This window comes from Microbacterium sp. ABR10, from assembly GCF_057812175.1.
Genome location: NZ_CM173821.1, coordinates 1,128,843 through 1,155,279 on the forward strand (window position 1 = coordinate 1,128,843; position 26,437 = coordinate 1,155,279).

The window sequence follows — 26,437 nt, forward strand, 5'->3', positions numbered from 1 at the left end:
GGGTGAGAGCACCTGTGGGGTTCCTTCAAGGAATGCGGCGAATGGGTGAAGATCGTGTGTCGTTCCCGTTCCGCCTTGGCGCCGCGGCGCGCGACTCATTACGGTCGGATGGTGCCCGAGAACACCTCTGAGCTGCGCCCCACCCACCCGCTGGCCATCGCGCCCGTCGTCGCCCCCGCGGCATCCGTCGACGGGTTCGCGAAACAGTTCCTCCAGAACCTGAACTTCGATCAGGGTGTCACGCTGTCGGCCTCCGACGTCAACGACCAGTACCTCGCGCTCGCCTACACGGTGCGCGACTACCTCATGGCGCGGTGGTTCGACGATCGGGCGCAGCAGAAGGCCCAGCAGAACAAGACCGTCTGCTACCTCTCGGCGGAGTACCTGCTGGGCCGCCAGCTCGACAACAACCTGCTCGCCTCGCGCTTGACCGACATCGCTACCGAGGCGCTCGCGCAGTGCGGTATCGACATCGACGACCTGCGCCAGGTCGAGATCGAGCCCGGTCTCGGCAACGGCGGTCTCGGACGCTTGGCCGCCTGCTTCATCGACTCGCTCGCGACCATGAGCGTGCCGACGATCGGTTACGGCATCCGCTACGAGTACGGCATCTTCCGTCAGGCCTTCGCCGACGGTCAGCAGATCGAGCAGCCCGACGCGTGGCTGCGCATGGGCTCGCCGTGGGACTTCGCCCACCCCGAGGCGGCGCAGACCATCTCGTTCGCCGGCACCACCGAGACCTACGACGACGACGGGGTCGAGCGCACCCGCTGGGTCCCCGAGTGGAACGTCCTCGCGGTGCCGTACAACATGATGGTGCCCGGCTACCACAACGGACGCGTCAACACCCTGCGCCTGTGGCGCGCGGTGGCCACCAACGCCTTCGACCTGCACACCTTCAACTCCGGTGACTACGTGCAGTCGGTGCGCGCGCAGACCTTCGCCGAGAACATCTCCAAGGTGCTCTACCCCGAGGACTCCACCCCCCAGGGCAAAGAGCTCCGTCTCCAGCAGCAGTACTTCTTCGTCGCCGCCTCGATCGCCGACTTCATCGGGAACGTGCTGCCCGACGACTTCGACATCGAGAAGCTGCCCGAGCGCGTCATCTTCCAGCTCAACGACACCCACCCCGTCATCGGCGTCCCCGAGCTCATGCGCGTCCTGGTCGACGAGAAGAAGCTCGAATGGGATGCCGCGTGGGCCATCACGCAGAAGTGCTTCGCGTACACGTGCCACACGTTGCTGCCCGAGGCGCTCGAAGTCTGGTCGGTCGACCTGCTGGGGCGTCTGCTGCCGCGGCACCTGGAGATCATCTACCGCATCAACGACGAGTTCCTCCTCGAGGTGCGCGAGCGTTTCGGCGACGACGAGATGCTCATCCGCAACATGTCGATCATCGGCGAGCACCCCTCCCGCTCCGTGCGGATGGCGTACCTCGCCACGGTCGCCGGTTCCAAGGTCAACGGTGTCGCCGAGCTCCACTCCCAGCTGCTGCGCGACAACGTGCTCAAGGACTTCGCCGAGATGTGGCCGGATAAGTTCACCAACGTCACCAACGGCGTCACGCCCCGCCGGTTCCTGCGTTTGGCCAACCCCGAGCTGTCCGACCTCATCACCGAGGCCCTCGGCGCGGGCTGGACCGTCGACCTCGAGCGGCTCCGGGGCCTGGAGGCCCTCGCCGACGACGACGACTTCCGCGAGCGCTTCGCGGCGGTGAAGGCCTCGAACAAGCGCCGCCTGAGCCGCGTGCTGGAGGCGCGGGGGGAAGCCCCGCTCGACGACGGTCACATGCTCGACGTGATGATCAAGCGCCTGCACGAATACAAGCGCCAGACGCTGAAGGTGCTGCACATCGTCAGCACCTACGAGGGCATCGTGTCGGGCCGTCTCGACGTGGATGCCGTGCAGCCGCGCACGTTCCTTTTCGGCGCCAAGGCCGCCCCCGGTTACGGCATGGCCAAGCGCATCATCCACCTGATCAACGCCGTCGGCGAGGTCGTGAGCACCGACGAACGCGTCAAGGGCAAGCTCAAGGTGCTCTACCCCGCCAACTACAACGTCACCCTCGCTGAGCGCATCATCCCGGCCGCCGACCTGTCGGAGCAGATCTCGCTCGCCGGCAAGGAGGCGTCGGGCACGGGAAACATGAAGCTGGCGCTGAACGGTGCCCTCACCATCGGCACCGACGACGGCGCGAACGTCGAGATCCGCAAGCTCGTCGGCGACGACAACTTCTTCCTGTTCGGTATGAGCGAACCCGAGGTCGAGGCGCTGTGGACCGAGGGCTACCGCCCCGCCGACTTCTACCAGGAAGACGACGAACTCCGTCGCGCCATCGATCTGATCGCATCCGGAGCGTTCTCCGACGGAGACCGTTCGATCTTCGAGCCGCTCGTGTCGAACCTGCTCTACGACGACCGCTTCATGGCGCTCGCCGACTTCCGGTCGTACCTCGACGCGCAGGGTCGCGTCGATGCCGCGTACGCCGACCAGGATGCCTGGGTGCGCTCGGCCATCCTCAACGTCGCGCGGAGCGGCTACTTCTCGTCCGATCGCGCCATGCGCGATTACCTCGACCGCATCTGGCACGCCACGCCGATCAGCTGACGTGCTCCGGATGCCGCGGCCTGAGGGTCGCGGCATCCGGTCTCTTCTGACACGAGGGCAGCATGCCGGGGCCTCGGCGCCACGGCATTCGTTTCTGCCGACGCGGGTTCCGCGCCGCCCCGGGCGCGGAACGAGGCGAAGCCCGCGGCCGATCTCCTGCGTCGTGCACGGTGCTCTGGCAGGAAGGCGCCGACGGCTGGCTGCCGGGAGTGCGCCGTTCGCGGCGTGGTCGCGGCAGAGTGGGAACCACCCGACCCCCGGAGGCTCCGTGCGCATCAGCGACATCCCTGTGCCCGACACCCTCGCCGCCCGCGGCGCTCTGGCGCTGGCGACCGAGTACCAGACGACCGCCCTCACCGCACACGCGCTGCGTTCGTGGCTGTGGGCAGAGGCGTTCGCCCTCGTCGACGGCATCACGGGCGTCGACCACGAACTGCTCTACGTTTCCGCCCTGCTCCACGACATCGGCACCGTCACCGAGTTCGACAACCACTCGCTGTCGTACGAGCACGCGGGTGGCCACGTCGGCATCGCCCTCACGGCCGGGGCCGGGTGGCCGCGCGAGCGGCGGGAACGCGTGTTGGAGGTGATCGTGCGTCACAACTGGCCGAGCGTGGATCCGTCGATGGATGCCGAGGGCCACCTGCTCGAGACGGCGACCGCCCTCGACATCTCGGGGTCGCGCCCCGACGCCCTGCCTGCCTCGTTCCTCCGCGAGGTGCTCGTAGCGCACCCCCGCGGCGCTCTGGCCGCGGAGTTCGGCGTGTGCGTCGTCGATCAGGCATCGCGAAAGCCCGACACCGCAGCGCGGCGGCTCGTCGACGGGGGAGTGGTGGCGAAGCTCGCAGGGAACCCGCTCGAGCGCGTGTGAGGGCTGACGAGAGGAGACCGGACCGCCACCGGGTCGCGGGCGAGACGGCATCCCGGGTATCGTAGGAGGGTTGTCGGCGCCGGTCGCGTCGACGAGAGCTGAATAACGGAGGGCCTTGTGGACATCGATCTCGCACTTCTCAAGACGATCGAACGCGAGAAGGAGATCCCCTTCGATGAACTCGCGCGCATCATCGAGCAGGCGATCCTGACCGCCTACGCGAAGCACATCTCGCCCAGCGGTGAGATCCCCGAGGGTGCGCGCGCGACGCTCGATCGCAAGACCGGTCACGTGGGCATCTTCACCCCCGTCACCGACGAAGAGGGCGCCGTCATCGGCGAAGAGGAGCAGGCGCCCGATGACTTCGGCCGCATCGCGGCGTTCGCTGCGAAGCAGGTCATCAGCCAGCGCCTCCGCGACATCGCCGACGACGCCGTGCTGGGGGAGTTCCGCGGAAAAGAGGGGGACATCGTCGCGGGTGTCGTGCAGCAGGGTCCGAACCCGCGCATGGTGCACGTCGACCTCGGCACCGTCGAGGCGATCCTCCCGCCCGAGGAGCAGGTGCCCGGCGAGACGTACGCGCACGGTTCGCGTCTGCGCGTGTACGTCACCAGCGTCTCCAAGGGCAACAAGGGTCCGCAGATCACGGTGTCGCGCACGCACCCCGGCCTGGTGCGCAAGCTCTTCGCGCTCGAGGTCCCCGAGATCGCCGCGGGTCTCGTCGAGATCGTGTCGCTCGCCCGCGAGGCCGGCCACCGTTCGAAGATCGCCGTCAAGGCGAACGACCCGACGGTCAACGCCAAGGGCGCCTGCATCGGCGAGCTGGGCCGCCGCGTCCGCGCGGTCACCGAAGAGCTCGCGGGCGAGAAGATCGACATCATCGACTACGACGCCGAGCTGCCCCGCTTCGTCGCGAACGCCCTGTCGCCCGCCAAGGTGACGTCGTCGTTCGTCCTCGACGCCTCCACCAAGGCCGTTCGCGCTCTGGTGCCCGACTACCAGCTGTCGCTCGCCATCGGCAAAGAGGGGCAGAACGCCCGCCTCGCCGCCAAGCTGACCGGCGCGAAGATCGACATCCAGCCCGACAGCATCCTCGAAGACAACTGAGCGTCCGTCGCTGGGGCGACGGCGAGGTGTACGATGGAACCAGTACGAACGTGCGTCGGATGCCGCGCACGCGCCCCCCGATCATCGCTTCTGCGTGTGGTCGCCCACGGATCGATGCTCGTCGCTGACGAGCGAGCGGTCCTTCCGGGACGGGGAGCGTGGGTGCACGAGACGGACGCGTGCGTGAGGAAAGCTCTCACGCGTCGCGCCTTCGTACGAGCATTGCGTGTGTCAGGCCCGCTTGACACGCAGACCTTCGAATCACACCTCCAGCGAAAAGGCTGAACGGCTATGGACACGAAGTGAACGGCTCGAAATGAGACCCGTCCGCAACTAGCGGTCTGCCCTGTCCGGGGTAGGCCCTCAGACAGGAGAATTGTGGCAAAACCACGCGTGCACGAGATCGCTTCCGAGCTCGGCGTCGACAGCAAGGTCGCGCTTGCGAAGCTGAAGGAGCTCGGCGAGTTCGTCAAGAGCCCCTCATCCACCATCGAGCCCCCCGTGGCTCGTAAGCTCCGCGCCGCCCTCGCGGCCGAGAGCTCCTCGGGGTCCTCGGATGCCAAATCCGCCGCGCCCGCGGCGCGTCCCGCATCCGGCGCTCGCCCCGGACCCGCGCGTCCCGCGGCGACCCCCGGCGCCCGTCCCTCGGGCCCCCGTCCCGGACCCGCGAAGCCCGCCGCTGCAGCCGAGCCCGCGGCTCCGGCCGAGCCCGTCGCCGCACCGGCTGCGTCCGCTCCCGCGGAGACCACCCCTGCTCCGGCCGCGCCCGCGTCCGCGCCCGCCGCGGACGCCGCGGCTGCGCCGGCCACCCCGTCGTCGCCGCCGAGCCCGGGTTCGACCGCCCCCAAGCCCGGCCCCAGCTCGCCCCCGCGTCCCGGTGGCGCCCGTCCCGGCAACAACCCGTTCGCCTCGGCGCAGGGCATGGGCCAGCGGCCCTCGGGTCCCCGTCCCGGCAACAACCCCTTCGCCTCGGCGCAGGGCATGGGCCAGCGGCCCACTCCCGGCAACATCCCCCGTCCGCAGGCTCCGCGTCCCGGTGCCCCGCGTCCCGGCGCTCCGCGTCCGGGCGGTGCCGGTCGTCCCGGTGGCGCCGGTCGTCCCGGCGGCGCTCCGTTCCAGCAGCGTCCCGGCGGCCCCGGTCGTCCCGGCGGTGCCGGTGGTGGCTTCCAGCGTCCCGGTGGCGCCCCCGGTGCTCCCGGTGGTGGCGGCTTCGCCGGTCGCCCCGGTGGTGGTGGCGGTCGCGGCCGTGGTCCCGGCGGTGGAACCGCGGGTGCCTTCGGTAAGGGCGGCGGCAAGTCGAAGCAGCGCAAGTCGCGTCGTGCGAAGCGGCAGGAATTCGAGATGCGGTCGGCGCCGGTCGTCGGCGGCGTCAACGTCTCGAAGGGCAACGGCGAGATCATCCGCCTGCGTCGCGGTGCCTCGATCTCGGACTTCGCCGACAAGCTCGAGGCCCTGCGCGGCTACAACGTGCAGCCCGGCACGCTCGTGACCATCCTGTTCAACCTGGGCGAGATGGCCACCGCGACCGAGTCGCTCGACGAGGCCACCTTCGAGGTCCTCGGCGCCGAGCTCGGCTACAAGATCCAGATGGTCTCGCCCGAGGACGAAGACAAGGAGCTCCTCGAGGGCTTCGGTCTCGACCTCGATGCCGAGCTCGAGGCCGAGAGCGAGGACGATCTCGAGATCCGTCCTCCCGTGGTCACCGTCATGGGTCACGTCGACCACGGTAAGACGCGACTGCTCGACGCCATCCGTCAGACCAACGTGGTCGCGGGCGAAGCCGGTGGCATCACGCAGCACATCGGTGCGTACCAGATCTGGACCGAGCACGAGGGCATCGAGCGCGCGATCACCTTCATCGACACCCCGGGTCACGAGGCGTTCACCGCCATGCGTGCCCGTGGTGCGCAGGTGACCGACATCGCGATCCTCGTGGTCGCTGCCGACGACGGCATCATGCCCCAGACCGTCGAGGCGCTGAACCACGCCCAGGCGGCGAATGTGCCGATCGTGGTCGCGGTCAACAAGGTCGACAAGCCCGACGCCAACCCCGCGAAGGTGCGCCAGCAGCTCACCGAGTACGGTCTGGTCGCCGAGGAGTACGGCGGAGACGTCATGTTCGTCGACGTGTCGGCCCGAGAGAACCTCAACATCCAGGCCCTCCTGGATGCGGTGCTGCTCACCGCCGACGCCGGGCTCGACCTCACGGCCAACCCCAACAAGGCTGCCCGTGGTGTCGCGATCGAAGCGAAGCTCGACAAGGGCCGCGGTTCGGTGGCCACAGTGCTCATCCAGTCGGGAACGCTGCGCGTCGGCGATGCGATCGTCGCGGGCACCGCGTACGGCCGCGTCCGCGCGATGATGGACGAGAACGGCGACGCCGTCGACGAGGCCTACCCCTCGCGTCCCGTGTCGGTGCAGGGTCTGAACTCCGTGCCCCGGGCCGGTGACGTCTTCATCGTCGCCGAGGAAGACCGCACCGCCCGTCAGATCGCCGAGAAGCGTGAAGCCGCACAGCGCAACGCCCAGCTGGCCAAGGCCCGCAAGCGCATCTCGCTCGAGGACTTCACCCGCGCTCTCGAAGAGGGCAAGGTCGAGTCGCTCAACCTCATCATCAAGGGTGACGTCTCCGGTGCCGTCGAGGCGCTGGAAGAATCGCTGCTCAAGATCGAGGTCGACGACAGCGTGCAGCTGCGCATCATCCACCGCGGTGTGGGTGCGATCACCGAGTCGGACATCAACCTGGCCACGATCGACAACGCGATCGTGATCGGCTTCAACGTCCGTCCCGACACGAAGGCCCGTGAGCGCGCCGCCCGCGAGGGTGTCGACGTGCGGTTCTACTCGGTCATCTACAACGCGATCGACGACGTCGAGCAGTCGCTCAAGGGCCTGCTCAAGCCGGAGTTCGAAGAGGTGCAGTCGGGTGTCGCCGAGATCCGCGAGGTGTTCCGCTCCTCGAAGTTCGGCAACATCGCCGGTGTCATCGTGCGGTCGGGAACGATCACGCGCAATGCCAAGGCTCGCGTCATCCGCGATGGTGTCGTGCTGGCAGATGGTCTGGCCATCGAGTCGCTGCGCCGCTTCAAGGACGACGTCACCGAGGTGCGTACGGACTTCGAGGCCGGTATCGGTCTCGGCAAGTTCAACGACATCCAGATCGGTGACGAGATCGAAACGACGGAACTCATCGAGAAGCCGCGAGGCTGATCGTCGAGCGGGAGTCGTGCCACCGGGCGCGGCTCCCGCTTCGGCCTGCGGGGTGTGCATCTCCGAGAGCAGAGCGGGGCCCCTACCCCGATGCTCTCGGAGATGCACACCCCTCCGGCCTACGCTGGTGCAGTTGCCCCGCGACGCGCCTCCCACTCGGCAATGAGCCGCGGGGCGCTCGACTCGCGGCGGTATGGAACAAGAAGGAGAAGGCAGTGGCAGGGGAACGACAGGCCCGTGTGGCCGACCGCATTCGCGTGGTGCTCGCTGAGCGGCTCGAGAAGGGGCTGCGCGACCCGCGGCTCGGATTCGTGACGATCACCGACGTCCGCGTCACCGGCGACCTCCAGCATGCGTCGGTGTTCTACACCGTCATGGGCGACGAGGCGCACCGCAACGACACCGCGGCGGCGCTGAAGTCGGCGACCGGCATGCTGCGCAGCGAGGTGGGAAAGAATCTCAACACGCGTCTCACCCCGTCGCTCGAGTTCATCCTCGACGCGATCCCCGAGAATGCCGATCACATCTCCGCGCTCCTGCGTGAAGCGCGTGAGCGCGACGAGTCGGTCGCGGGACTCGCGGCATCGGCCGCGTACGCCGGCGACGCCGACCCGTACGTCAAGCCGCGCGACACCGACGAAGACGATGACGACCTCGGCGAGGACGACACCGCCGACGACGACGAGGACGGCACGCGGGCCTGAGCCTGGTGCGTCGACGGCCGGATGCCCACCCCGAGCGGGTGGCATCCGGCCGTTCGTCGTCACCGGGCTCACCCGTCTGGCATCCTCCGGACCGGCCGGTCGTCCCGTGCGTCGGAAACGTCATCGCAGGACGTGTGCGCTGGCGGCACGCGATCTGCTGATCGCCGGGCAGAGGTGTGTGACCAGCACGAATCCGGCGTGCCCGATCGCCGCCCCCTACGGAGGCCGTGGCGGCGCAGCACCGCGCGAGTCGTGCTCCGCGAATGTGGGACGCCGGACCCGGGACGCGAAACCCGTGGATCAGGATGCCGGATGGCCCGGGAGGCGCAGGATGCCGTCGATCGCTTCGGCGAGGCCGTCAGCCACGAGTGAGTCGATCGCGCGATCTCGCTGGGCGGCGTCCGGCCAGTCGGGCAGCACCGCCACCAGCGGCACGGGCGAGGGCGAAGCATCACGGAGCACCCTCAGCACCGCACCGCGCGCCTGTCTGTCGCTGCCCTCGTAGGTCGCCTGCTTGCGGCGTCTGTCCTCGGATTCCGGATACCCCGACGCACGCCACGCGCACTGCGCCGCGAGCGGGCACAGCTCGCACTTCGGCGATCGGGCCGTGCAGACGATCGCGCCGAGCTCCATTGCGGCGGCGTTCACGACGGCCGCGTCGACGACGCCGTCGGGGAGTTCGGCATCCATTCGCTCCAGGTCGCGGCGGTGGGGCGGTCCGGGCTGCGCGCGTCCCTCGACGGCGCGGGCCAGCACGCGGCGCGTGTTGGTGTCGACGACCGGATGCCGATCTCCGTACGCGAACACCGCCACCGCGCGGGCGGTGTAGTCGCCGATGCCGGTGAGGGCGAGGAGTGCCTCGACATCGCGCGGCACGACGCCATCGTGCCTGTCGCGGATCTCGACCGCGGCTCGGTGCAGCCACAGCGCTCGACGGGGATAGCCGAGGTTGGCCCACTGGGTCACCGCGTCTCCGGGCGGCGAGGCGGCCAGATCCGTCGGGGTCGGCCACCGCGTGAGCCACGCCTCGAGGTGCGGGATGACCCGCGCCACGGGGGTCTGCTGCAGCATGAATTCGCTGACGAGCGTGCCCCACGCCCCGAACCCCTCTCGCCGCCAGGGGAGGTCGCGCGCCGCCTGGTCGTACCAGGCGATGAGCGGGGCGGCGAGTCCTGGCATCCGTCCAGCCTACGAGCGCCCGCGCGGGCAAACCGCCACGCATAAACGCTATCCGTGCGCGGAAACACGGTGAGAGCGTGTTTCTGCGCATGGATCGTGTTTATGCGTGGGTAGGGCCGCCGGTCGGCAGGACGCGTGTGGGGGTGAGGGCGCCGGTCGGCGGGATCAGCGTGGCGCGCCTGACGGCGGATGCGCCGGGGCGGTGCGGGCTGCGGGCGTGGCGGGGCGTGGCGGGTCGCGGGCGTGGCGGGTCGTCGGCCCGGTCGGCACGTATAAACGCTGTCCGTGCGCAAAAACACGGCGAGAGCGCGTTTATGCGCACGGATCACGTTTACGCGTAGAGCGGAGCGGCGGGACGTCCCTCGCGGCCCACCGGTTTCCGCGGATGAGGGAGGGCGGCGCGGCGGCGAAAGTAGGCTGGGAGCATGTCGTCGTCCGAGAACACCGCCCGTGACCTGCAGCGGAGTCTGCTCGGCCTCATGCGTCAGAACAGTCGCGCGGGTCGCGTCGTGGTCGCCGTCGACGCGCTGGACAGCGAAGCGGCCGGTGCCTTCGCGGATGCGTTCGCGACGGCCGTCGAGCAGGAGGGGACGACGGTCTTTCGCGCCGCCCTGGCCGACGGCGCGCCGAACGCCCGTGAGCGTCTGATCGCGCCCTTCCGTGCGGGCGAACCTTTCGGTCCGGGCGACGTCGCCCCCGCCGACGCGGTGCTCGTCGTCTCGGGACGCTTCCTGCACACTCCCGAGGTGCGGGGCCTGTGGAACTTCTCCGTCTGGCTCGAGAGCAACCCGCCGATCGGCGCCCCGCGTCCAGAGCTTCCGGATGCCGAGAAGCACTACCTGCGCTCCTCGCGGCCCAAGGCCGCCGCCTCGGTCATCGTGGAGAACTCCGACACGGCCCACCCCGTTCAGGTCTTCGGAGACTTCTGCTGATGGTCCGCGCCGGCATCCTCCTGGTCGACAAGCCGGGGGGCATCACCAGCCATGACGTCGTCTCGCGCGCACGTCGCGCGCTCGGCACCCGCAAGATCGGACACGCGGGCACGCTCGACCCCATGGCGACGGGGCTGCTGGTGCTCGGCGTCGAGGGCGCGACACGGCTGTTGACCTACATCGTCGGCGCCGACAAGACGTATCAGGCGACGATCGTGCTCGGCGTCGCCACCGACAGCGATGACGCCGACGGGGTCGAGACGGAGCGGGCGGATGCCACGGCCGTGGCCGCGGTCACCGACGAAGCCATCGCCGCGGGGATCGCCGCGCTCACCGGCGAGATCGAGCAGGTCCCGAGCACGGTCTCGGCGATCAAGGTCGGCGGCCGCCGCGCGTACGACCTCGCCCGCGCCGGCGAAGAGGTCGAGCTGAAGGCCCGACGCGTGACGGTGTCGCGCCTCGAGGTTCGCGCGATGCGCCGCGGTGACGGGATCATCGAACTCGACGTCGTCGTCGACTGCACGAGTGGTACCTACATCCGCGCCCTCGCCCGCGACCTCGGGCGCGCGCTCGGCGTGGGCGGACACCTGACCATGCTGCGTCGCACGCGTATCGGGTCGTTCGAGGTGGCCGCGGCGGAATCGATCGACGACGTCTCCGAAGACACCCTCATCGAACCGGCGACCGCCGCGGCGGTCGTGGTCGGAGCCCTCGCCGTCGGGGCGGACGAAGCGCAGGATCTGCGCCACGGCAAGCGCATCGACGGCGGCGGACGACTCACGGGTGCCGTGGCCGCGGCGATCGACCCCGACGGCCGGTTGATCGGCATCGTCGAGAGGCGCGGGACGCAGCTGAAGAGCGTCATGAACATGCCCGAGGAGGTCGCGCGATGATCCTGTGGTTCACGCTCGCGCAGGTGGGCATCGCGGTGCTCGCCGGAACCGTCGCCGTCGTCGCCGGTCTCGTCGGCCGGCGGCCGGGTGACCTGACTGTCGGATCCCTCGCGCTCATCGAGCTTCTGCTCGTCGTGCAGATCGTGGTGGCGATCATCGCCCCGTTCGCGGGGAACCCGCCCTCGGGCAGCCTGTTGGAATTCTGGACCTACCTCGTCTCGGCGGCGCTGGTGCCGGTCGCGGGAGTGGCGTGGGCGCTGATCGAACGCAGCCGCTGGAGCACCGTCATCATGGGCGTCGCCGCCCTCGCGGTCGCCGTGATGGTGTGGCGCATGCACGTCGTCTGGACGGTGCAGATCGCCTGAGTGGTTCGCGGATGCCCTGACACGGGCGCATCGCTCGGGTCAGACGCCGGAGAACTAGAATCGAGGGGTCATGGCATCCACCACTCCCACCCGCCCCCGGGGGATGACCGGCATCGGCCGTGTCCTCGTCGTCGTCTACGGCATCATGGCGCTCGCCGCCACGGGCCGCTCCTTCGTGCAGATCGCCCGCGAATTCGATGACGCCCCGTTGGCGTACTCGTTGTCAGCGCTCGCCGCCGTCGTCTACATCCTCGCGACCCTCGCCCTCATCTTCTCGGCGCGGCCCGCCTGGTACCGCATCGCGTGGATCGCGATCGGCTTCGAACTCGTCGGCGTGCTCGTCGTGGGCACGCTGAGTCTGGTCGACCCCGCGCTGTTCCAGCACCCGACGGTCTGGTCGGTGTACGGCTACGGCTACCTGTTCATCCCGCTGGTGCTGCCGTTCCTCGGCCTGTGGTGGTTGATGCGCCACCGCCGGGCGACGACATGATCGTGTTCCGCGACCCCGCCGAGGTCCCCGCGGGCTTCGGGCCGTCGGTGGTGGCGATCGGCAAGTTCGACGGTGTCCACACCGGCCACCGCGCGGTGATCGACCGGGCCCGCGTCGACGCGTCCGACGGGGCGCGGGTCGTGGCGGTGACCTTCGACCGCAATCCTCTCAGCGTGCTGATGCCCGATCGCTGCCCACCCGACGTGATCGGACCGCACCAGAAGCTCGAGCTCCTCGAACGAGCCGGAGTGGATGCCACCCTGCTCCTCACCTTCGACGACGCGCTGGCGTCGATCGCGGCGGAGGAGTTCGTCCGCGGCATCCTGGTCGACGCCCTCGAGGCGCGCACGGTGCTCGTCGGGCGCGACTTCCGTTTCGGCGCGGGCGGTATGGGCGATCCGGCCCTGCTCGAGCGGATGGGCGCCGAACACGGTTTCCGCGTCGACGTGGTCGATGACGTGCGCGCGGTGCACGCCGACCGTCGCGTGTCGTCGACATGGATCCGCGAGGCGCTGTCGGCCGGCGACGTCACCACCGCCGCACGCCTTCTGGGACGCGCTCCGTCGGTGTGGGGTGAGGTCGTGCACGGGCTCAAACGCGGGCGGGAGCTCGGTTACCCGACGGCGAATCTCTCGCAGGACCTCGAGGGCTTCGTGCCGGCCGACGGCGTCTACGCCGGCTGGCTCATCGACGTCGACGGCACGCGCCGCATCAGCTACCCCGCGGCGATCAGCGTCGGTACCAACCCCACGTTCGACGACGTGCACTCCCGGCAGGTCGAGGCCTACGTGCTGGACGAGACGGGCCTCGACCTCTACGGACACCACGTCGAGGTGCGCTTCGTCGAGCGTGTGCGCGGCATGACCGCCTTCGACGGGATCGATGCGTTGCTGGTGCAGATGGCCGACGACGTGGAGCGCACGCGCGCGCTCCTGCGCTGAGTCCCGCTCGCGCCCTGCGCGGCTCCGGCGTCGAGTCGAGGCATCCGTTCGCGGTGTCCGTGCTCACGCGGACGTCCGCCGCGGGTCAGGGTGAGGGACGCTCAGGAGATGACGGCGTCGGGTCAGTCGGTCCGTGACAGGTGATTGCGGATGCCGAGGAAGGACGCCGCAGCCCCCAGCAGCATCAGGGCGGCGGTGACGATGGCCGCGCGGTGGAACCCGTCGAGGTCGAGCGACCCGCCGACGACCGCTGAGACCGCAGCGATCGCGAGGAGCCCGGCGACTCGAGAAACGGCGTTGTTCACGGCCGACGCGATGCCCGACCGTTCGGTTTCGATCGCACCGAGCACGGCGGCCGTCAAGGGCGAGACGGTCGCCGTCAAGCCCAGGCCGAAGAGCGCGATACCGGGGAGCACCTGCGTCCAGTAGTCGAAATCGTCTCGGACGCTCAGCAGCAGGAGCGACCCGATCGCCATCAGGACCGGCCCAAGCGTCATGAACAGTCGCGGACCGTACCGCCCGGCGAGAGCACCCATGCGCGAGCTCAGCAAGATCATGAGGAGGGTGCTGGGCAGCGAGGCGAGTCCGGCGAGGGTCGCGGACAGGCCCGCACCCTGCTGCAGGTAGACGCTCACGACGAAGCCGTTGAGCGAGAGTGCGGCGTAGACGAACACGGTGGCGAGGTTGCCCGCCCAGAAGTTGCGCGAGCGGAACAGGTCGAGCGGCATCATCGGGTCGCGGGCGAGACGCTGACGCACGATGAAGCCGACGAACGCGGCCGCGCCGATGAGTCCCGGCAGCCAGATCACGGGGGACGCCCACCCGAGGTTCGGTTGCTCGATGAGGGCGAAGACGACGCCGCCCAGACCGACGGCGCACAACACGGCCCCGACGATGTCGACGCGCGCGTCGGGGCGACGGTGGTCGTGATGCCCGAGGCGCACGAGGAGCCACATCGTCACCGCGATCGGCAGCACGTTCACCAGGAACGCCAGGCGCCACGACAGCGTATCGACGAAGACGCCGCCGATCAGGGGGCCGGCGATGATGGCGATGGTCGTGGCTCCGGTCCAGATGCCGATCGCGCGGGCTTGCGCGGGCCCCCGGAAGGTGGAGGTGATGAGGGCGAGCGAGCTGGGCACCAGCAGTGCTCCCGCGATGCCCTGCACGGCGCGCGCCACGATGAGGAATTCCGCCGTGGGTGCCGCGGCGATGGCGACCGAGGTGATGCCGAAGCCGATGAGGCCGACACGCAGCACGACCACGCGTCCGAACACGTCGCTCAGCGAACCGGCGACGAGGATGAAGGCGCCGAGGGTCACCAGGTAGGCGTCGACGACCCACTGCTGGGTCGAGAGGCCGCCCCCGAGTTCACCGGCGATGGCGGGAAGGGCGACATTGACGACGGTGCCGTCGAGGAACGACACGAAAGAGGCGAGCACCGCGATGGTCAGCACCATCCGCTGTTCTCGGGTCATCGTCTCGGCCATCGTCCCAGAGTAGGGTCGTGCGGCGGCCGCGGGATAGGGCTGGCGGTCCGGCGGGACGGGGCGGTCCTGCTTCTCGCGGACGAACCTCGGAATACCCCCAGGGGGTATCCTGTTCTGGACGGGGTGACCGAAGGAGAAGCCATGAGCGAGAACACGGATGCCACCGCACCCACGGCCGAGGCGGTGCTCGACATCGAGGGCATGACCTGCGCGAGCTGCGTCGCCCGCGTCGAGAAGCGACTGGGCCGGGTGGAGGGGGTCGAAGCCGCCGTGAACCTCGCGACCGAGACGGCCCGCGTGCGCTACCCGGCAGGACTCGACACCACCGCGCTGATCGATGCGGTCCGCGCGGCCGGGTACGACGCCACCGTCCGCACGAGGGCTGCCCGGCTCCCCGCGACAGGTACCCCGGCATCCGCGCCTCCCGTCGCTTCCGCCACCGAGTCGGGCATCTCGGATGCCGGCACCCGGTCGCCCCACCCCGTCGCCGATCCGGCCCCGGGCGGTGCGATCGGCGCCACCGCCGGTCACCACGCGGGCGCGCACGACGCCACCGCCGATCACCACGCCGGCGCGATCGACGCCGCCGCCGGCCACCACGCCGGCGCGCACTCCGCCGCCGACCAGCCGACCGACGCGCAGCACGAGGGACATGTGCACGACACCGCCGACGCGCCCGGCGCGACGCCGCTCCGCGTGCGGCTGCGGGTTTCGCTCGCGCTCGCCGTGCCGGTCGTGGCGCTCGGGATGGTCCCGGCATGGCAGTTCCCCGGCTGGCAGTGGGTCTCGCTCGTGCTCGCCACGCCGATCGTGCTGTGGGGCGGCTGGCCCTTCCACCGCGCGACCCTGCGCAATGCGCGGCACGGCGCCGCCACGATGGACACCCTCATCACGCTCGGTACGTTCGCGGCCTACCTCTGGAGCGTCTGGGCGCTCGTCTTCGGCAGCGCGGGGCGCATCGGCATCCGGCACGAGGTCATGCTCTTCGGGCCGGTCCACGACGCCACCTCCGTCGTCTACTTCGAGGTCGCGGCCGCGGTGACCGTCTTCCTGCTGCTCGGCCGCGTCATCGAGCAGCGCTCCACGCGTCGCGCGGGCGCGGCGCTGCGTTCCCTGCTCGACCTCGGCGCACGCGAGGCCGAGCTCGCCGACGGGCGTCGCATCGACATCGCCTCCCTCGCCGTGGGTGACGACTTCGTCGTGCGGCCGGGCGCGACCATCGCCACCGACGGCGTCGTGATCGAGGGACGCGCCTCGGTCGACGAGAGCATGTTGACGGGGGAGTCGGTGCCGGTCGACGTGGAACCCGGATCGAGCGTCACGGGCGGCACCATCGCCTCGGGAGGTCGACTCGTCGTGCGTGCGACAGGTGTCGGCGAGGAGACGCGGCTGGCACGCATCGCGCGCCTGGTCGAGGACGCGCAGCTCGGCAAGAGCCGTGTGCAGCGCCTCGCCGACCGCATCTCGGGCGTCTTCGTTCCCGTGGTCATCGTGCTGGCGGCGCTGACCCTGGTCGCATGGATCGTCGCTGGCCAACCCGTCGCCGCCGGCTTCACGGCCGCGGTGGCGGTGCTGATCATCGCGTGCCCGTGTGCCCTGGGCCTGGCCACGCCCATCGCGATCCTGGTGGGCACCGGCCGCGGGGCGCAGCTCGGCATCCTCGTCACGGGGCCTGCGGCCCTGGAGTCGGCCGAGCGCATCGACACGATCGTGCTCGACAAGACCGGCACGCTCACGGCGGGACGGATGAGCGTCATTGCGGTCACGGTGGACGAGGGATCGGATGCCGCCGAGGCGCTCCGCCTGATCGCCGCCGTCGAGCGCGGATCGGAGCACCCCGTTGCGCACGCCATCGTGGCTGCGGCGGGGGAGGGGCCGGTGGCCTCCGACCTCGACGCGCTCCCGGGCCGGGGGATCACGGGCAGCGTCGGCGGTGTGCGCGTCTTCGCCGGTCGCCGGACGCTTGCCGCGGACCTCGGTGCGCCGCTGTCGCCGGTCCTGGCTGCGGCGGTCGCCGACGGCGAGCAACGGGGCACCGTCGTGGTGGCCGGGTGGGCCGAGGGCGACGGGATGCGGGCGCGCGCGGTGATCGAGGTCGCCGACACGGTGCGTCCCGAGAGCGCCACCGCCGTCGCGGAGCTGCGCGCGATGGGACTCGAACCCGTGCTCCTCACCGGCGACAACGAGCACGTCGCCCGTGCCGTCGCGGCCGAGCTCGGTATCGAGCGGGTGCGCGCGGGGGTGCTGCCCGAGGGCAAGGTCGCCGAGATCGCGGCCCTGCGCGCCGAGGGACGCACCGTGGCGATGGTCGGCGACGGGGTCAACGACGCCGCCGCCCTGGCATCCGCCGACCTGGGGATCGCCATGGGGGGCGGAACGGATGCCGCGCTGCACGCGAGCGACGTGGCTCTCATGCGCGACGACCCGCGCGGGATCGTCACCGCCGTGCGCCTCAGCCGCCGCACGATGCGGGTGATCCGCGGCAACCTCTTCTGGGCGTTCGCGTATAACGTCGCAGCTCTCCCGCTGGCGGCGCTGGGTTTGCTCAACCCCATGATCGCGGGCGCGGCGATGGCGTTCTCGAGCGTGTTCGTGGTGCTGAACAGCCTGCGCCTGCGACGCGCGGGCTGACACATAGCTGGGGGCTCGCGCGCACCCGGGCCGACGGGTCCTGGTCCCTTTCTGCACAGATCCGGCGCTGTATGCGAGCAAACGACACAGGACCGCTAGAATAGATGAGACTTCGACTTCCGCTGTCTCGCGAGCCGTTCCGGCGTAGACGCGATGCGGGTCGCCGACACCGCTTCTCCGGCGGCGGTTCGTGCGACGACTTCCCGGGGTCACTGTTCCACCGGCCCAGGCCGGAACGTTCCGGGACGAGATTCCGGACGACACGCTCAGGAGGAGCATGCCGACCACGGCAACCGCCGCCCGTAGCTCGACCCAGCGGCGCAGAAAGACCACGTCATCCCGACGCGACGAGGAAGCCCCCGTCATCCCGATCCTCGCCCGCAAGGTGCGCGAGGTCGAGGCGAAGGCGCAGCGCGGCAAGCTCGGGCCCACCAACCGCGTCAAGTTCCAGGTGATCGCCTTCCTCGTGCGCGAGGAACGCGCCCGGGTCAAGGCCGACACCGAGATCACCGACGCCGCCCGCGCCGAGCTGCTCAAGCGCCTCGACGGGGTGGCGACCATCCTCGCCAAGACGGCCGCGCGCGACACCTCGCTGATCCAGTTGCTCGAAGTCGATCAGGCCACCTCTCCCGTCGCCCGCCGCATGCGCCGCGACTGGCTGCTCGAGGCCGGCTCGGAACTACCGCCCGACGAGCTCATCATCACCGACAACGCGCCCAAGATCGCCCCCGTGGTGCCGGCGTCGCTCGCCGAGAAGCAGGTCATTCCGGCATCCATCGAGGCGCGCCAGATGGCCAACCCGTTCCTCCCGCCCGACCTCACCCCGCGCACGAGCGGTGACGCCCCGCGCCGCCGCCTCGACGGATGGGAGCTCATGGGCCCTCTCTACAAGGCGTTCGAGATCGGCGCCGGCGGTTCGGCGGCGAGCATGGAACTGCCGCCCGTCCCCGAGTTCGACAGGCTGTCGCCGCGCGGGCTCGAGGTCATGCCGCACCAGTCGCGCTTCCTCGAAGCCGTCCGCACCGGTCACCGGTCGTTCCTGCTCGCCGACGAACCCGGTCTCGGCAAGACCGCCGAGTCGGTGCTCGCCGCCAGCGTCGCCGACGCCTATCCGCTGCTGGTCGTCGTGCCCAACGTCGTCAAGATGAACTGGGCCCGCGAGGTGCAGCGCTGGACGCCGCAGCGTCGCGCGACCGTCATCTCGGGCGGCGGTGCCGACATCGACGCCTTCGCCGACATCTTCATCGTCAACTACGAGATCCTCGACCGGCACCTGTCGTGGCTGTCGTCGATCGGTCTCAAGGGCGTCGTCGTCGACGAGGCGCACTTCATCAAGAACCTCACGTCGCAGCGCTCGCAGAACGTGCTGGCCCTGGCATCCCGTGTCCGTCAGCAGACACGCGATCCACTGATGCTCGCCCTCACCGGTACCCCCCTGATCAACGACGTCGAGGACTTCGACGCGATCTGGCGGTTCCTCGGGTGGACCAACGGCGAGAAGCCCGGTCCCGAGCTCATGGAGAAATTGGATGCCACGGGCCTGACGCCCGCCGACAAGGCGTTCTACCCCGAGGCGCGCGAGGCCGTGATCTCGATGGGAATCGTGCGGCGCAAGAAGAAGGACGTCGCCGCCGACCTGCCCGACAAGCTCGTCGCCGACCTGCCCGTCGAGCTCGACGATGAATTCGGTCGTTCCATCCGCCAGGCCGAACGCGAACTCGGCGCCCGCCTCGCGGCGAAGTACCGCCGCATCATCGAGGCGCGCGGCGATCGAGGTCTCGCCGCCGGCGCGATCGACGAGGACATCGTGCGCCTCGTCGCCCACGGCGAACTCGAAGAGTCGAAGGCTGCGGGCTCGGGCAGCGAGAACGTGTTCACCATGGTTCGTCGGATCGGTCAGGCCAAGGCGCACCTCGCCGCCGACTACGCCGTGCAGTTGCAGCGCTCGGTGGGGAAGGTGGTCTTCTTCGCGAAGCACATCGATGTCATGGATGCCGCGGAGGCCCACTTCAAGGCCTCCGGCCTGAAGTCCGTGTCGGTGCGCGGCGAGCAGACCTCGACCGCCCGCCAGGCGGCCATCGACGCGTTCAACAGCGACCCCGGCGTGGGGATCGCGGTGTGTTCGCTGACAGCCGCCGGTGTCGGCCTGAACATGCAGGCGGCTTCCAACGTGGTGCTCGCCGAATTGTCGTGGACGGCCGCCGAGCAGACGCAGGCCATCGACCGCGTGCACCGCATCGGCCAGGGGGAGCCCGTGACCGCGTGGCGCATCATCGCCGCGCACACGATCGACACCAAGATCGCCGAGCTGATCGACTCGAAGGAGGGCCTCGCTCAGCGCGCCCTCGACGGCCAGTCGATCGAGCCCGGTTCGAGCGACTCGGTGCAGCTCTCGGCGCTCATGCACCTGCTGCGACAGGCACTCGGCAAAGCCTGAGTCGGTTCTTCGCGAACGCCCCGGTCGCTTCGGCATCGGGGCGTTCGTGCGTTCGCGGCCCCGGGCAGCGCGTCTGGACGTCGCGAGAACAGGGGATCGGTTGAGAACAGGGTGGGCGGCGCCCGGGATGGCCTGTTTCGGCGCGACCGCCTGTACACGCTGACAGTGGCAGAGCCGAGCGCGGCTCCGGGGTCGAGGTCGTGGCATCCGCCCGCCCGTCGTCACCGTGTGGCAGCGGTCCCGCCCGCGGCGATAGGGTCGAAGACGGCAACGGCGCCGTCACCTCCACCCGAATCACAGCACTTGAGGACTCTGCCCATGAAGATCGGCATCCTGACCAGCGGCGGCGACTGCCCCGGGCTGAACGCGGTCATCCGTGGCGTCGTGCTCAAGGGCACGACCAATTACGACATCGAGTTCGTCGGCATCCGCGACGGGTGGCGTGGCGTCGTCGACGGCGACTTCTTCCCCCTCACGCGCCACGAGGTGAAGGGCCTGTCCAAGGTGGGCGGCACCATCCTCGGTACGAGCCGCACCAACCCGTACGAGGGTGCGCGCGGCGGCGCCGAGAACATCTCCAAGACGCTCTACGGGCACCGGATCGACGGCATCCTGGCCATCGGTGGCGAGGGCACTCTCGCCGCGGCCGACCGCCTGTCGAAGGACGGCATCAACGTGCTCGGGGTCCCCAAGACGATCGACAACGACCTGCGCGCCACCGACTATTCGTTCGGCTTCGACACCGCCGTCAACATCGCCACGGATGCCATGGACCGCCTACGCACCACGGGCGATTCGCATCAGCGCTGCATGGTGGCCGAGGTCATGGGTCGCCACGTCGGCTGGATCGCGCTGCACGCGGGTATCGCCGCGGGCGCGCACGTCATCTGCATCCCCGAGGTGCCGATGTCGATCGACGAGATCGTCGAGCAGGTCACCCGCGCGCACGACCGTGGCCGTGCGCCGCTCGTCGTCGTGTCCGAAGGATTCAAGCTCACCGGAATGGACGAGGCCTTCAGCGACAAGGGCCTCGATGCCTTCAACCGCCCGCGTCTCGGCGGCATCGGCGAGTTGCTCGCCCCCGAGATCGAGCGTCTGACCGGCATCGAGACCCGCTCCACGGTGCTCGGCCACATCCAGCGCGGCGGTTCGCCGTCGGGCTTCGACCGCGTGCTCGCCACGCGTCTCGGGTTGCACGCCGCCGACGCGCTGCACGAGGGCGCCTGGGGTCAGATGGTCGCGATGCGCGGCACCGACATCGTGCGCGTCCCCTTCGGCGACGCCCTCGGCGAGCTCAACAGCGTTCCGCTGTACCGCTACGAAGAGGCCGCCGCGCTGTTCGGTTGAGCCCGGCTCGTTCGTCGCCCCGTCCCGCTCGCGCGGGGCGGGGCGTCGGCGTTGGGCGGGGGATCGGCGTTGCGCGGGGGATCCGACCATGTCCCGATTCGGTCGAGGTGTGTCCCAGGTTAGGTTGGCTGGCGGTGTCCCAGGCAGCCGAAATGGGGACATGGGTGGAGATCTGGCCGGAGCGCTCGCTCCGACGCCTGGGGATAGCGCCGAAAGAGGGTGGACGAGACGGGATGCTGAGGCATGCCGAGCCCCGCTCCCCTTCCCGCATCGATTCCCCGCTCTTTCTCTGTTGCCGACGCGGCGGAGCTCGGGGTGACGCGTGCTCGATTGCGCGCCGCCGATCTGGAGTCGCCGTTCCACGGCATCCGGTCAAGGGATCGCGCGCGGCCGACGACCCTGGTGGAGCAATGCCTGGTCTACGCCCCGCGACTGAGGCCGTGGCAGTTCTTCAGCCATGAGACAGCACTCGCACTTCGCGGGGTCAGCACGCCGGAGTGGCCGTACGTGCCGAGGATCCATGTGTCCGCTCATCGTCCCGAGCGAGAGCCTCGAACCTCGGGCGTCGTCGGGCACCGATTGCAGACCCGGGCGCCGGCCGTACGCTCGGGGACGCATGGCCTGCCGGTCGAAGACCCTGTCCGAGCGTGGCGCCAGTGCGGTCGGCTGTGGCCGCTGGACGACCTGGTGGCCGCCGCGGATTCGCTCGTCGGCGGAAAGGAGCCGACCGCGTCGGTGGAGGATCTCCGTTCTGAGATTCGTGAGATGGGCGATGTCCGAGGTGGCATCCTCCGTGCTGCTGCGGACCTCGCCCATCCCGGCGTTCGTTCGCCGCGAGAGACGCGTCTGCGACTGTTGCTCGCCCGGAATGGTCTTCCCGCTCCCGACGTCAACGCCGATATCTTCGACGAGCGGGGGAACTTCGTCGCCGAGATCGACCTGGCCTACCCGCGATGGAAGGTCGCCGTCGAGTACGACGGAAGAGTTCACGCGGAAGACGAACGGCAGTTCGCTCGCGACGCCGATCGATGGGCCGAGATCCGGGCGGCAGGCTGGGATCACGTGCGCGTCCTCAACCATCACCTCCGCGGCGACGGCGCGCGAGTCGTCTCGCTGGCCCGCGACGCTCTCGTTCGAGCGGGCTGGCGGCCGGGGTTGTCGGCTCGCTGAGGATGATGCGCGTCCCGAAAATGGTCGGCTGGAGGGGCTTCAGACAACCGGAAGTGGGACACGACGTGCACAAATCGGGACGCGATCGCCGCGGGCCCCACCGCTCCACGAGGCCGAACTCGCCGCCGCGTCACAACGCCGACCTCGCCGCCGCGCCACAACGCCGAACTCCCCGCCGCACGAAGCGACGAGGCATCCAGCGGCGGCTCGGCTTACTCCGCCAAGCCCAGCACGTCGAGCAGCCACGCGAGTTCGAACGCGCGCTCGCGCCACGCGTTGTAGCGGCCGCTCACGCCGCCGTGACCGGCCACCATCTCGCACTTCAGCAGCGCGTCGGCGCCCACCTCGCGGAGGCGCGAGACCCACTTCGCGGGCTCGACGTACAGCACACGGGTGTCGTTGAGGGACGTCACGGCGAGTATGCGCGGGTACTCGACGCCCTCGCGGACGTTCTCATAGGGCGAGTACGACTTCATGTAGGCGTACACGTCGGCGTCGTGCAGCGGGTCGCCCCATTCGTCCCACTCGATGACGGTGAGGGGGAGGGAGGGGTCGAGGATCGTGGTCAACGCGTCGACGAAAGGGACGTCGGCGAGGACGCCGGCGAACAGCTCCGGAGCGAGGTTGGCGATGGCGCCCATCAGCAGCCCGCCGGCGCTGCCGCCTTCTGCGACGACGCGGTCGGGGGTCGTGTAGCCCTCCGAAACCAGGTGATGCGCCGCCGCGACGAAGTCGGTGAAGGTGTTGCGCTTGGCCAGGAGCTTGCCGTCTTCGTACCACTGCCGTCCCATCTCGCCGCCGCCGCGGACGTGCGCGACGGCGAAGACGACGCCACGGTCGAGCATCGACAGCCGGGCCACCGAGAAGCCGGGCTCGATGGAGTGCTCGTAAGAGCCGTACCCGTACAGGTGCACGGGCCGGGGGGTCGCCCCGGGCTCGCCGAAGGAGCGCTTCCACACCAGCGACACCGGCACACGGGTGCCGTCGTCGGCGGGCGCCCAGACGCGTGCCTGACCGTAGTCGGCGGGGTCGAACCCGCCGAGTACGGGCTGTCGCTTGCGCAGCACCAGCTCGCCGCTGTCGACGACGTAGTCGTAGACGGTGCCGGGCGTGACGAACGACCCGTAGCTCAATCGCAGCACGGGAGGAGCCCACTCGGGATTCCCGCCGGTGCCGACGCTGTACAGAGGTTCGTCGAACGAGATCTCGTCGACCGTGCCGTCGCTGTACGACAGCATGCCGAGGCGGGCGAGGCCGTCGCGGCGGTAGCCGACCACACCCCAGTCGCGGAACGTGTCGACGCCGAGCAGGCGGTGCCCGCTCCGGTGCGGGATGACGGTCTGCCGCGCACCCTGAGGATCGGATGCCGAGACCCGCACGAGCTCGAAGTCGAGCGCGCCGTCGTTGTGAAGGATGTAGAGAACGTCCTCGCCGTCGACGACGGCATGCGACGACGAATACTCGACGCCGTCGCGTCGCGGCCACACCACGCGAGGCTCTCCGCGGAGGTCGTCGGCATCCAGGAGCCATTCCTCCGACGTGATCGACGAGCCCATCTCGATGACGAGGAAGCGGTCGCTGCGCGTGAAGTCGGCACCCACCCAGTAGCGGTCGTCGCTCTCGTGGAAGAGCTTCTCGTCGGAGTCGACGGGGGTGCCGATCTCGTGCAGCCACACGGTGTCGGGGCGCCAAGCGTCGTCGACGGTCGTGTACACGATGAAGCGGCCGTCGGGCGAGAACGATGCGCCCGAGAAAGTGCCGGGGATCTCGTCGGAGAGCGTCTCGCCTGAGACGAGGTCGCGCACCCGCACGGTGTAGCGCTCATCACCGGCGATGTCGATGCCGTACAGCATGCGCGTGCCGTCGTTCGATATCTCGAAGCTGCCGAGCGAGAAGAATTCGTTGCCCTCGGCTTCCACGTTGCCGTCGAACAGCACCTGCTCGCCCGGTACGGGGCGGTCGGGGGACAGGGTGGGCGGTGTCCAGTCGTCGGGGGAGTCCAGCGGGGCGCGGCACTGGATGCCGTACTGCGCGCCCGCGACCGTGCGGCCGTAGTACCACCACTCGCCCCGGCGGGCGGGCACGGAGAGGTCGGTCTCGAGGGTGCGGCCCTTGATCTCGCCGAAGATCGTGTCGCGCAGCGGCGCGAGGTGGGCGGTGCGCGCCGACGTGTAGGCGTTCTCGGCCTCGAGGTGGGCGACGACCTCGGCGTCGTCCTTCGCGCGGAGCCACTCGTACGGGTCGTCGAAGGTGTCGCCGTGGTGCGTGCGCGCCGCGGAGCGGCGTTCGGTGACGGGTGGTGTCGGCTGGTGCTGAAGGTCGGTCACCGTTCCACGCTACTGCGCCGTCCCGACATCGGGCCGGGCGGCGCGATCCGCGCGCGTTTGACCACCGCCGCCGCCGATGAAAGGATGACGACGCGACCTCGGTGAACGAGTGTCGAACTCCAGGTGAACTCTTCGTTCGTCACGCCGATTTCGTCGGCATCCCTTCCTCCTTCTCACGGAAAGCGAACGGTGGAGAGCGCAGCCCTCATCATCGTGCTGGTCATCGTGCTGGCACTCTTCTTCGACTTCACCAACGGTTTCCACGACACCGCCAACGCGATGGCCACGCCCATCGCGACCGGTGCTCTGAAGCCCAAGGTGGCGGTCCTCCTCGCCGCGAGCCTCAACCTGGTCGGCGCCTTTCTGTCGACCGAGGTCGCGAAGACGATCTCGGGCGGCATGATCCGCGAAGATCAGCTCAGTCCCGACATTTTCCCGCCGATCATCTTCGCCGGCCTCATCGGCGCGATCACCTGGAACATGCTCACGTGGCTGCTCGGACTCCCGTCGAGTTCGTCGCACGCCCTGTTCGGCGGACTGATCGGGGCGACGCTGGTGGGCGTCGGCGCGAGCGCCATCGACACCGGCGTGGTGCTGAGCAAGGTCATCCTGCCGGCGCTCATCGCCCCGCTCACCGCGGGCATCATCGCCTTCACCGTGACCAAGATCGCGTACGGCGTCACCCGTCGCCACGACGCGAAGGCCGACGGTCGAGACGGCTTCCGCTGGGGGCAGATCTTCACCTCGTCGCTCGTCGCCCTGGCGCACGGGACCAACGACGCGCAGAAGACGATGGGCGTCATCACCCTCGCCCTCATCACCGTCGGGTGGCAGTCCAGCGCGAACCCCGACCCGCAGCTCTGGGTCGTCTTCGCCTGCGCCATCACGATCGCGCTCGGCACGTACATGGGCGGCTGGCGCATCATCCGCACCCTCGGCAAGGGCCTGACCGACGTGAAGCCCGCCCAGGGCTTCTCGGCCGAGACCTCGACGGCGGCGACGATCCTGGCATCCAGCGCCCTCGGTTTCGCGCTGTCGACGACGCAGGTGGCGTCGGGATCGGTCATCGGCTCGGGCCTCGGCCGCCGCGGATCGACCGTGCGGTGGAACACCGTCGGACGCATCATGATCGGCTGGGTGCTGACGCTGCCCGCCGCAGGTGCCGTGGGGGCGGCCGCCGCGCTGATCGTGGTGTGGCTGGGCGGCTGGGGCGTCGCCGTCGACGCGGTGATCGCCGTCATCATCATCCTGGGCCTGTTCCTGCGCTCACGCCGCGATTCGGTCACGTCGGCGAACGCGATGAGCGAGGTCGCCGACTCGGGAGCGGCGGTGAACGTGCCCCGCAAGCCCGGGCCGACGCGCCATCAGCGCCGGCTCGACCGCGACAAGGCCGGGAAGGACGCCTGATGGTCATCGACTGGGGAGCGTTCCTGCAGGTCTTCGTCGCCGCCCTCGTGGGTGCGTCGATCGTCGTCACGTCCTACGCGCTGGGTCTGCGCCTGCTCGTGCGCGGCGGGCGCCCTCCGCTGGTCACCCCGGCGGAGTTCACGGATGCCATCACCGTGCTCACCGACAAGCAACGCCGCCGCGGCGAGAAGGCGGTGGCGAAGGCCGCGCGGAAGAATCCGCTGAGCGACGGCCAGAAGCGCCTCTCGCTCCTCGGTGCCTACGCCTGCTTCGCCGTGTGCGCGGCGGTGGTGCTCGGCGCTCTGCTGCTCATCCTGTTCAACCACTGA

20 protein-coding genes are annotated in these 26,437 nt (G+C 69.8%); 17 read left to right on the forward strand and 3 right to left on the reverse strand.

The window, feature by feature from the left end:
• The first annotated feature begins 108 nt into the window (after positions 1–108).
• From ACXKZF_RS05105 to rbfA, 6 genes are all read left to right on the forward strand, one after another.
• Entirely contained in the window at positions 109–2,607 is a 2,499-nt protein-coding gene (locus ACXKZF_RS05105) for a glycogen/starch/alpha-glucan phosphorylase (protein WP_055958009.1), read from the forward strand.
• 268 nt (positions 2,608–2,875) lie between these two features.
• Positions 2,876–3,478 (forward strand): HD domain-containing protein, encoded by a 603-nt coding sequence (locus tag ACXKZF_RS05110; RefSeq protein ID WP_488985585.1) that lies wholly within the window; start codon positions 2,876–2,878, stop codon positions 3,476–3,478.
• Positions 3,479–3,595: 117 nt separating this feature from the next.
• A complete protein-coding gene (gene nusA / locus ACXKZF_RS05115; RefSeq protein WP_055958004.1) occupies positions 3,596–4,585 on the forward strand; it encodes a transcription termination factor NusA in 990 nt (329 codons plus the stop codon).
• Between the two features lie 33 nt (positions 4,586–4,618).
• Positions 4,619–4,870, forward strand: a complete 252-nt coding sequence (locus tag ACXKZF_RS05120) for a YlxR family protein (protein WP_082485035.1) — start codon at positions 4,619–4,621, stop codon at positions 4,868–4,870.
• 93 nt (positions 4,871–4,963) lie between these two features.
• Positions 4,964–7,795 carry a translation initiation factor IF-2 gene (gene infB, locus ACXKZF_RS05125; protein ID WP_488985586.1) on the forward strand — a complete coding sequence of 944 codons (2,832 nt, stop codon included), beginning with the start codon at positions 4,964–4,966 and terminating at the stop codon, positions 7,793–7,795.
• Positions 7,796–8,010: 215 nt separating this feature from the next.
• A complete protein-coding gene (rbfA, locus tag ACXKZF_RS05130) occupies positions 8,011–8,499 on the forward strand; it encodes a 30S ribosome-binding factor RbfA (RefSeq protein WP_055957998.1) in 489 nt (162 codons plus the stop codon).
• A gap of 300 nt (positions 8,500–8,799) precedes the next feature.
• Here the strand turns inward: rbfA and ACXKZF_RS05135 are convergent, their stop codons facing one another.
• Entirely contained in the window at positions 8,800–9,678 is an 879-nt protein-coding gene (locus ACXKZF_RS05135; RefSeq protein ID WP_488985587.1) for an HhH-GPD family protein, read from the reverse strand.
• Between the two features lie 425 nt (positions 9,679–10,103).
• On the opposite strand from ACXKZF_RS05135, the gene ACXKZF_RS05140 reads away from it, so the two are divergent.
• The 5 genes from ACXKZF_RS05140 to ACXKZF_RS05160 all read left to right on the forward strand — a co-directional run bounded on the left by ACXKZF_RS05140 (position 10,104) and on the right by ACXKZF_RS05160 (position 13,299).
• Entirely contained in the window at positions 10,104–10,610 is a 507-nt protein-coding gene (locus tag ACXKZF_RS05140) for a hypothetical protein (RefSeq protein WP_488985588.1), read from the forward strand.
• The gene (gene truB / locus ACXKZF_RS05145) at positions 10,610–11,503 is read left to right on the forward strand and encodes a tRNA pseudouridine(55) synthase TruB (RefSeq protein ID WP_488985589.1); all 894 of its coding nucleotides are present in this window, start codon (positions 10,610–10,612) and stop codon (positions 11,501–11,503) included. The genes ACXKZF_RS05140 and truB overlap by 1 nt, the downstream gene beginning before the upstream one ends.
• Positions 11,500–11,868: a hypothetical protein gene (locus ACXKZF_RS05150; RefSeq protein ID WP_488985590.1), complete on the forward strand. Its 369-nt coding sequence runs from the start codon at positions 11,500–11,502 to the stop codon at positions 11,866–11,868. The genes truB and ACXKZF_RS05150 overlap by 4 nt, the downstream gene beginning before the upstream one ends.
• 70 nt (positions 11,869–11,938) lie before the next feature.
• Positions 11,939–12,358, forward strand: a complete 420-nt coding sequence (locus tag ACXKZF_RS05155) for a hypothetical protein (protein ID WP_243224291.1) — start codon at positions 11,939–11,941, stop codon at positions 12,356–12,358.
• On the forward strand, positions 12,355–13,299 hold the full coding sequence (locus tag ACXKZF_RS05160) for a bifunctional riboflavin kinase/FAD synthetase (RefSeq protein WP_243224290.1): 945 nt from the start codon (positions 12,355–12,357) through the stop codon (positions 13,297–13,299). The genes ACXKZF_RS05155 and ACXKZF_RS05160 overlap by 4 nt, the downstream gene beginning before the upstream one ends.
• A 122-nt stretch (positions 13,300–13,421) precedes the next feature.
• Here the strand turns inward: ACXKZF_RS05160 and ACXKZF_RS05165 are convergent, their stop codons facing one another.
• Positions 13,422–14,789 carry an MFS transporter gene (locus tag ACXKZF_RS05165; protein ID WP_488985591.1) on the reverse strand — a complete coding sequence of 456 codons (1,368 nt, stop codon included), beginning with the start codon at positions 14,787–14,789 and terminating at the stop codon, positions 13,422–13,424.
• Between the two features lie 141 nt (positions 14,790–14,930).
• Here ACXKZF_RS05165 and ACXKZF_RS05170 point away from each other — a divergent pair, with 141 nt between their 5' ends.
• From ACXKZF_RS05170 to ACXKZF_RS05185, 4 genes are all read left to right on the forward strand, one after another.
• The gene (locus ACXKZF_RS05170; RefSeq protein ID WP_488985592.1) at positions 14,931–17,420 is read left to right on the forward strand and encodes a heavy metal translocating P-type ATPase; all 2,490 of its coding nucleotides are present in this window, start codon (positions 14,931–14,933) and stop codon (positions 17,418–17,420) included.
• A 277-nt stretch (positions 17,421–17,697) separates the two neighbouring features.
• Entirely contained in the window at positions 17,698–19,857 is a 2,160-nt protein-coding gene (locus ACXKZF_RS05175; RefSeq protein WP_055957969.1) for a DEAD/DEAH box helicase, read from the forward strand.
• Between the two features lie 318 nt (positions 19,858–20,175).
• Positions 20,176–21,204 (forward strand): 6-phosphofructokinase, encoded by a 1,029-nt coding sequence (locus ACXKZF_RS05180; protein ID WP_055957966.1) that lies wholly within the window; start codon positions 20,176–20,178, stop codon positions 21,202–21,204.
• A gap of 765 nt (positions 21,205–21,969) precedes the next feature.
• A complete protein-coding gene (locus ACXKZF_RS05185; protein ID WP_488985593.1) occupies positions 21,970–22,374 on the forward strand; it encodes a DUF559 domain-containing protein in 405 nt (134 codons plus the stop codon).
• A 212-nt stretch (positions 22,375–22,586) separates the two neighbouring features.
• Here the strand turns inward: ACXKZF_RS05185 and ACXKZF_RS05190 are convergent, their stop codons facing one another.
• Positions 22,587–24,701, reverse strand: a complete 2,115-nt coding sequence (locus ACXKZF_RS05190; protein WP_488985594.1) for a S9 family peptidase — start codon at positions 24,699–24,701, stop codon at positions 22,587–22,589.
• Between the two features lie 189 nt (positions 24,702–24,890).
• On the opposite strand from ACXKZF_RS05190, the gene ACXKZF_RS05195 reads away from it, so the two are divergent.
• Both ACXKZF_RS05195 and ACXKZF_RS05200 read left to right on the forward strand, forming a co-directional pair.
• Positions 24,891–26,108: an inorganic phosphate transporter gene (locus ACXKZF_RS05195; protein ID WP_055957958.1), complete on the forward strand. Its 1,218-nt coding sequence runs from the start codon at positions 24,891–24,893 to the stop codon at positions 26,106–26,108.
• Entirely contained in the window at positions 26,108–26,437 is a 330-nt protein-coding gene (locus ACXKZF_RS05200) for a hypothetical protein (protein WP_055957955.1), read from the forward strand. Before ACXKZF_RS05195 ends, ACXKZF_RS05200 begins: the two co-directional genes overlap by 1 nt.

Coding starts and splice junctions, on each gene's coding strand:
- ACXKZF_RS05105 (WP_055958009.1), top strand. CDS start 109: ATGGTGCCCGAGAACACCTCTGAGCTGCGCCCCACCCACCCGCTGGCC.
- ACXKZF_RS05120 (WP_082485035.1), top strand. CDS start 4,619: ATGGAACCAGTACGAACGTGCGTCGGATGCCGCGCACGCGCCCCCCGA.
- ACXKZF_RS05135 (WP_488985587.1), bottom strand. CDS start 9,678: ATGCCAGGACTCGCCGCCCCGCTCATCGCCTGGTACGACCAGGCGGCG.
- ACXKZF_RS05140 (WP_488985588.1), top strand. CDS start 10,104: ATGTCGTCGTCCGAGAACACCGCCCGTGACCTGCAGCGGAGTCTGCTC.
- truB (WP_488985589.1), top strand. CDS start 10,610: ATGGTCCGCGCCGGCATCCTCCTGGTCGACAAGCCGGGGGGCATCACC.
- ACXKZF_RS05150 (WP_488985590.1), top strand. CDS start 11,500: ATGATCCTGTGGTTCACGCTCGCGCAGGTGGGCATCGCGGTGCTCGCC.
- ACXKZF_RS05155 (WP_243224291.1), top strand. CDS start 11,939: ATGGCATCCACCACTCCCACCCGCCCCCGGGGGATGACCGGCATCGGC.
- ACXKZF_RS05160 (WP_243224290.1), top strand. CDS start 12,355: ATGATCGTGTTCCGCGACCCCGCCGAGGTCCCCGCGGGCTTCGGGCCG.
- ACXKZF_RS05165 (WP_488985591.1), bottom strand. CDS start 14,789: ATGGCCGAGACGATGACCCGAGAACAGCGGATGGTGCTGACCATCGCG.
- ACXKZF_RS05170 (WP_488985592.1), top strand. CDS start 14,931: ATGAGCGAGAACACGGATGCCACCGCACCCACGGCCGAGGCGGTGCTC.
- ACXKZF_RS05175 (WP_055957969.1), top strand. CDS start 17,698: ATGCCGACCACGGCAACCGCCGCCCGTAGCTCGACCCAGCGGCGCAGA.
- ACXKZF_RS05180 (WP_055957966.1), top strand. CDS start 20,176: ATGAAGATCGGCATCCTGACCAGCGGCGGCGACTGCCCCGGGCTGAAC.
- ACXKZF_RS05185 (WP_488985593.1), top strand. CDS start 21,970: ATGGGCGATGTCCGAGGTGGCATCCTCCGTGCTGCTGCGGACCTCGCC.
- ACXKZF_RS05200 (WP_055957955.1), top strand. CDS start 26,108: ATGGTCATCGACTGGGGAGCGTTCCTGCAGGTCTTCGTCGCCGCCCTC.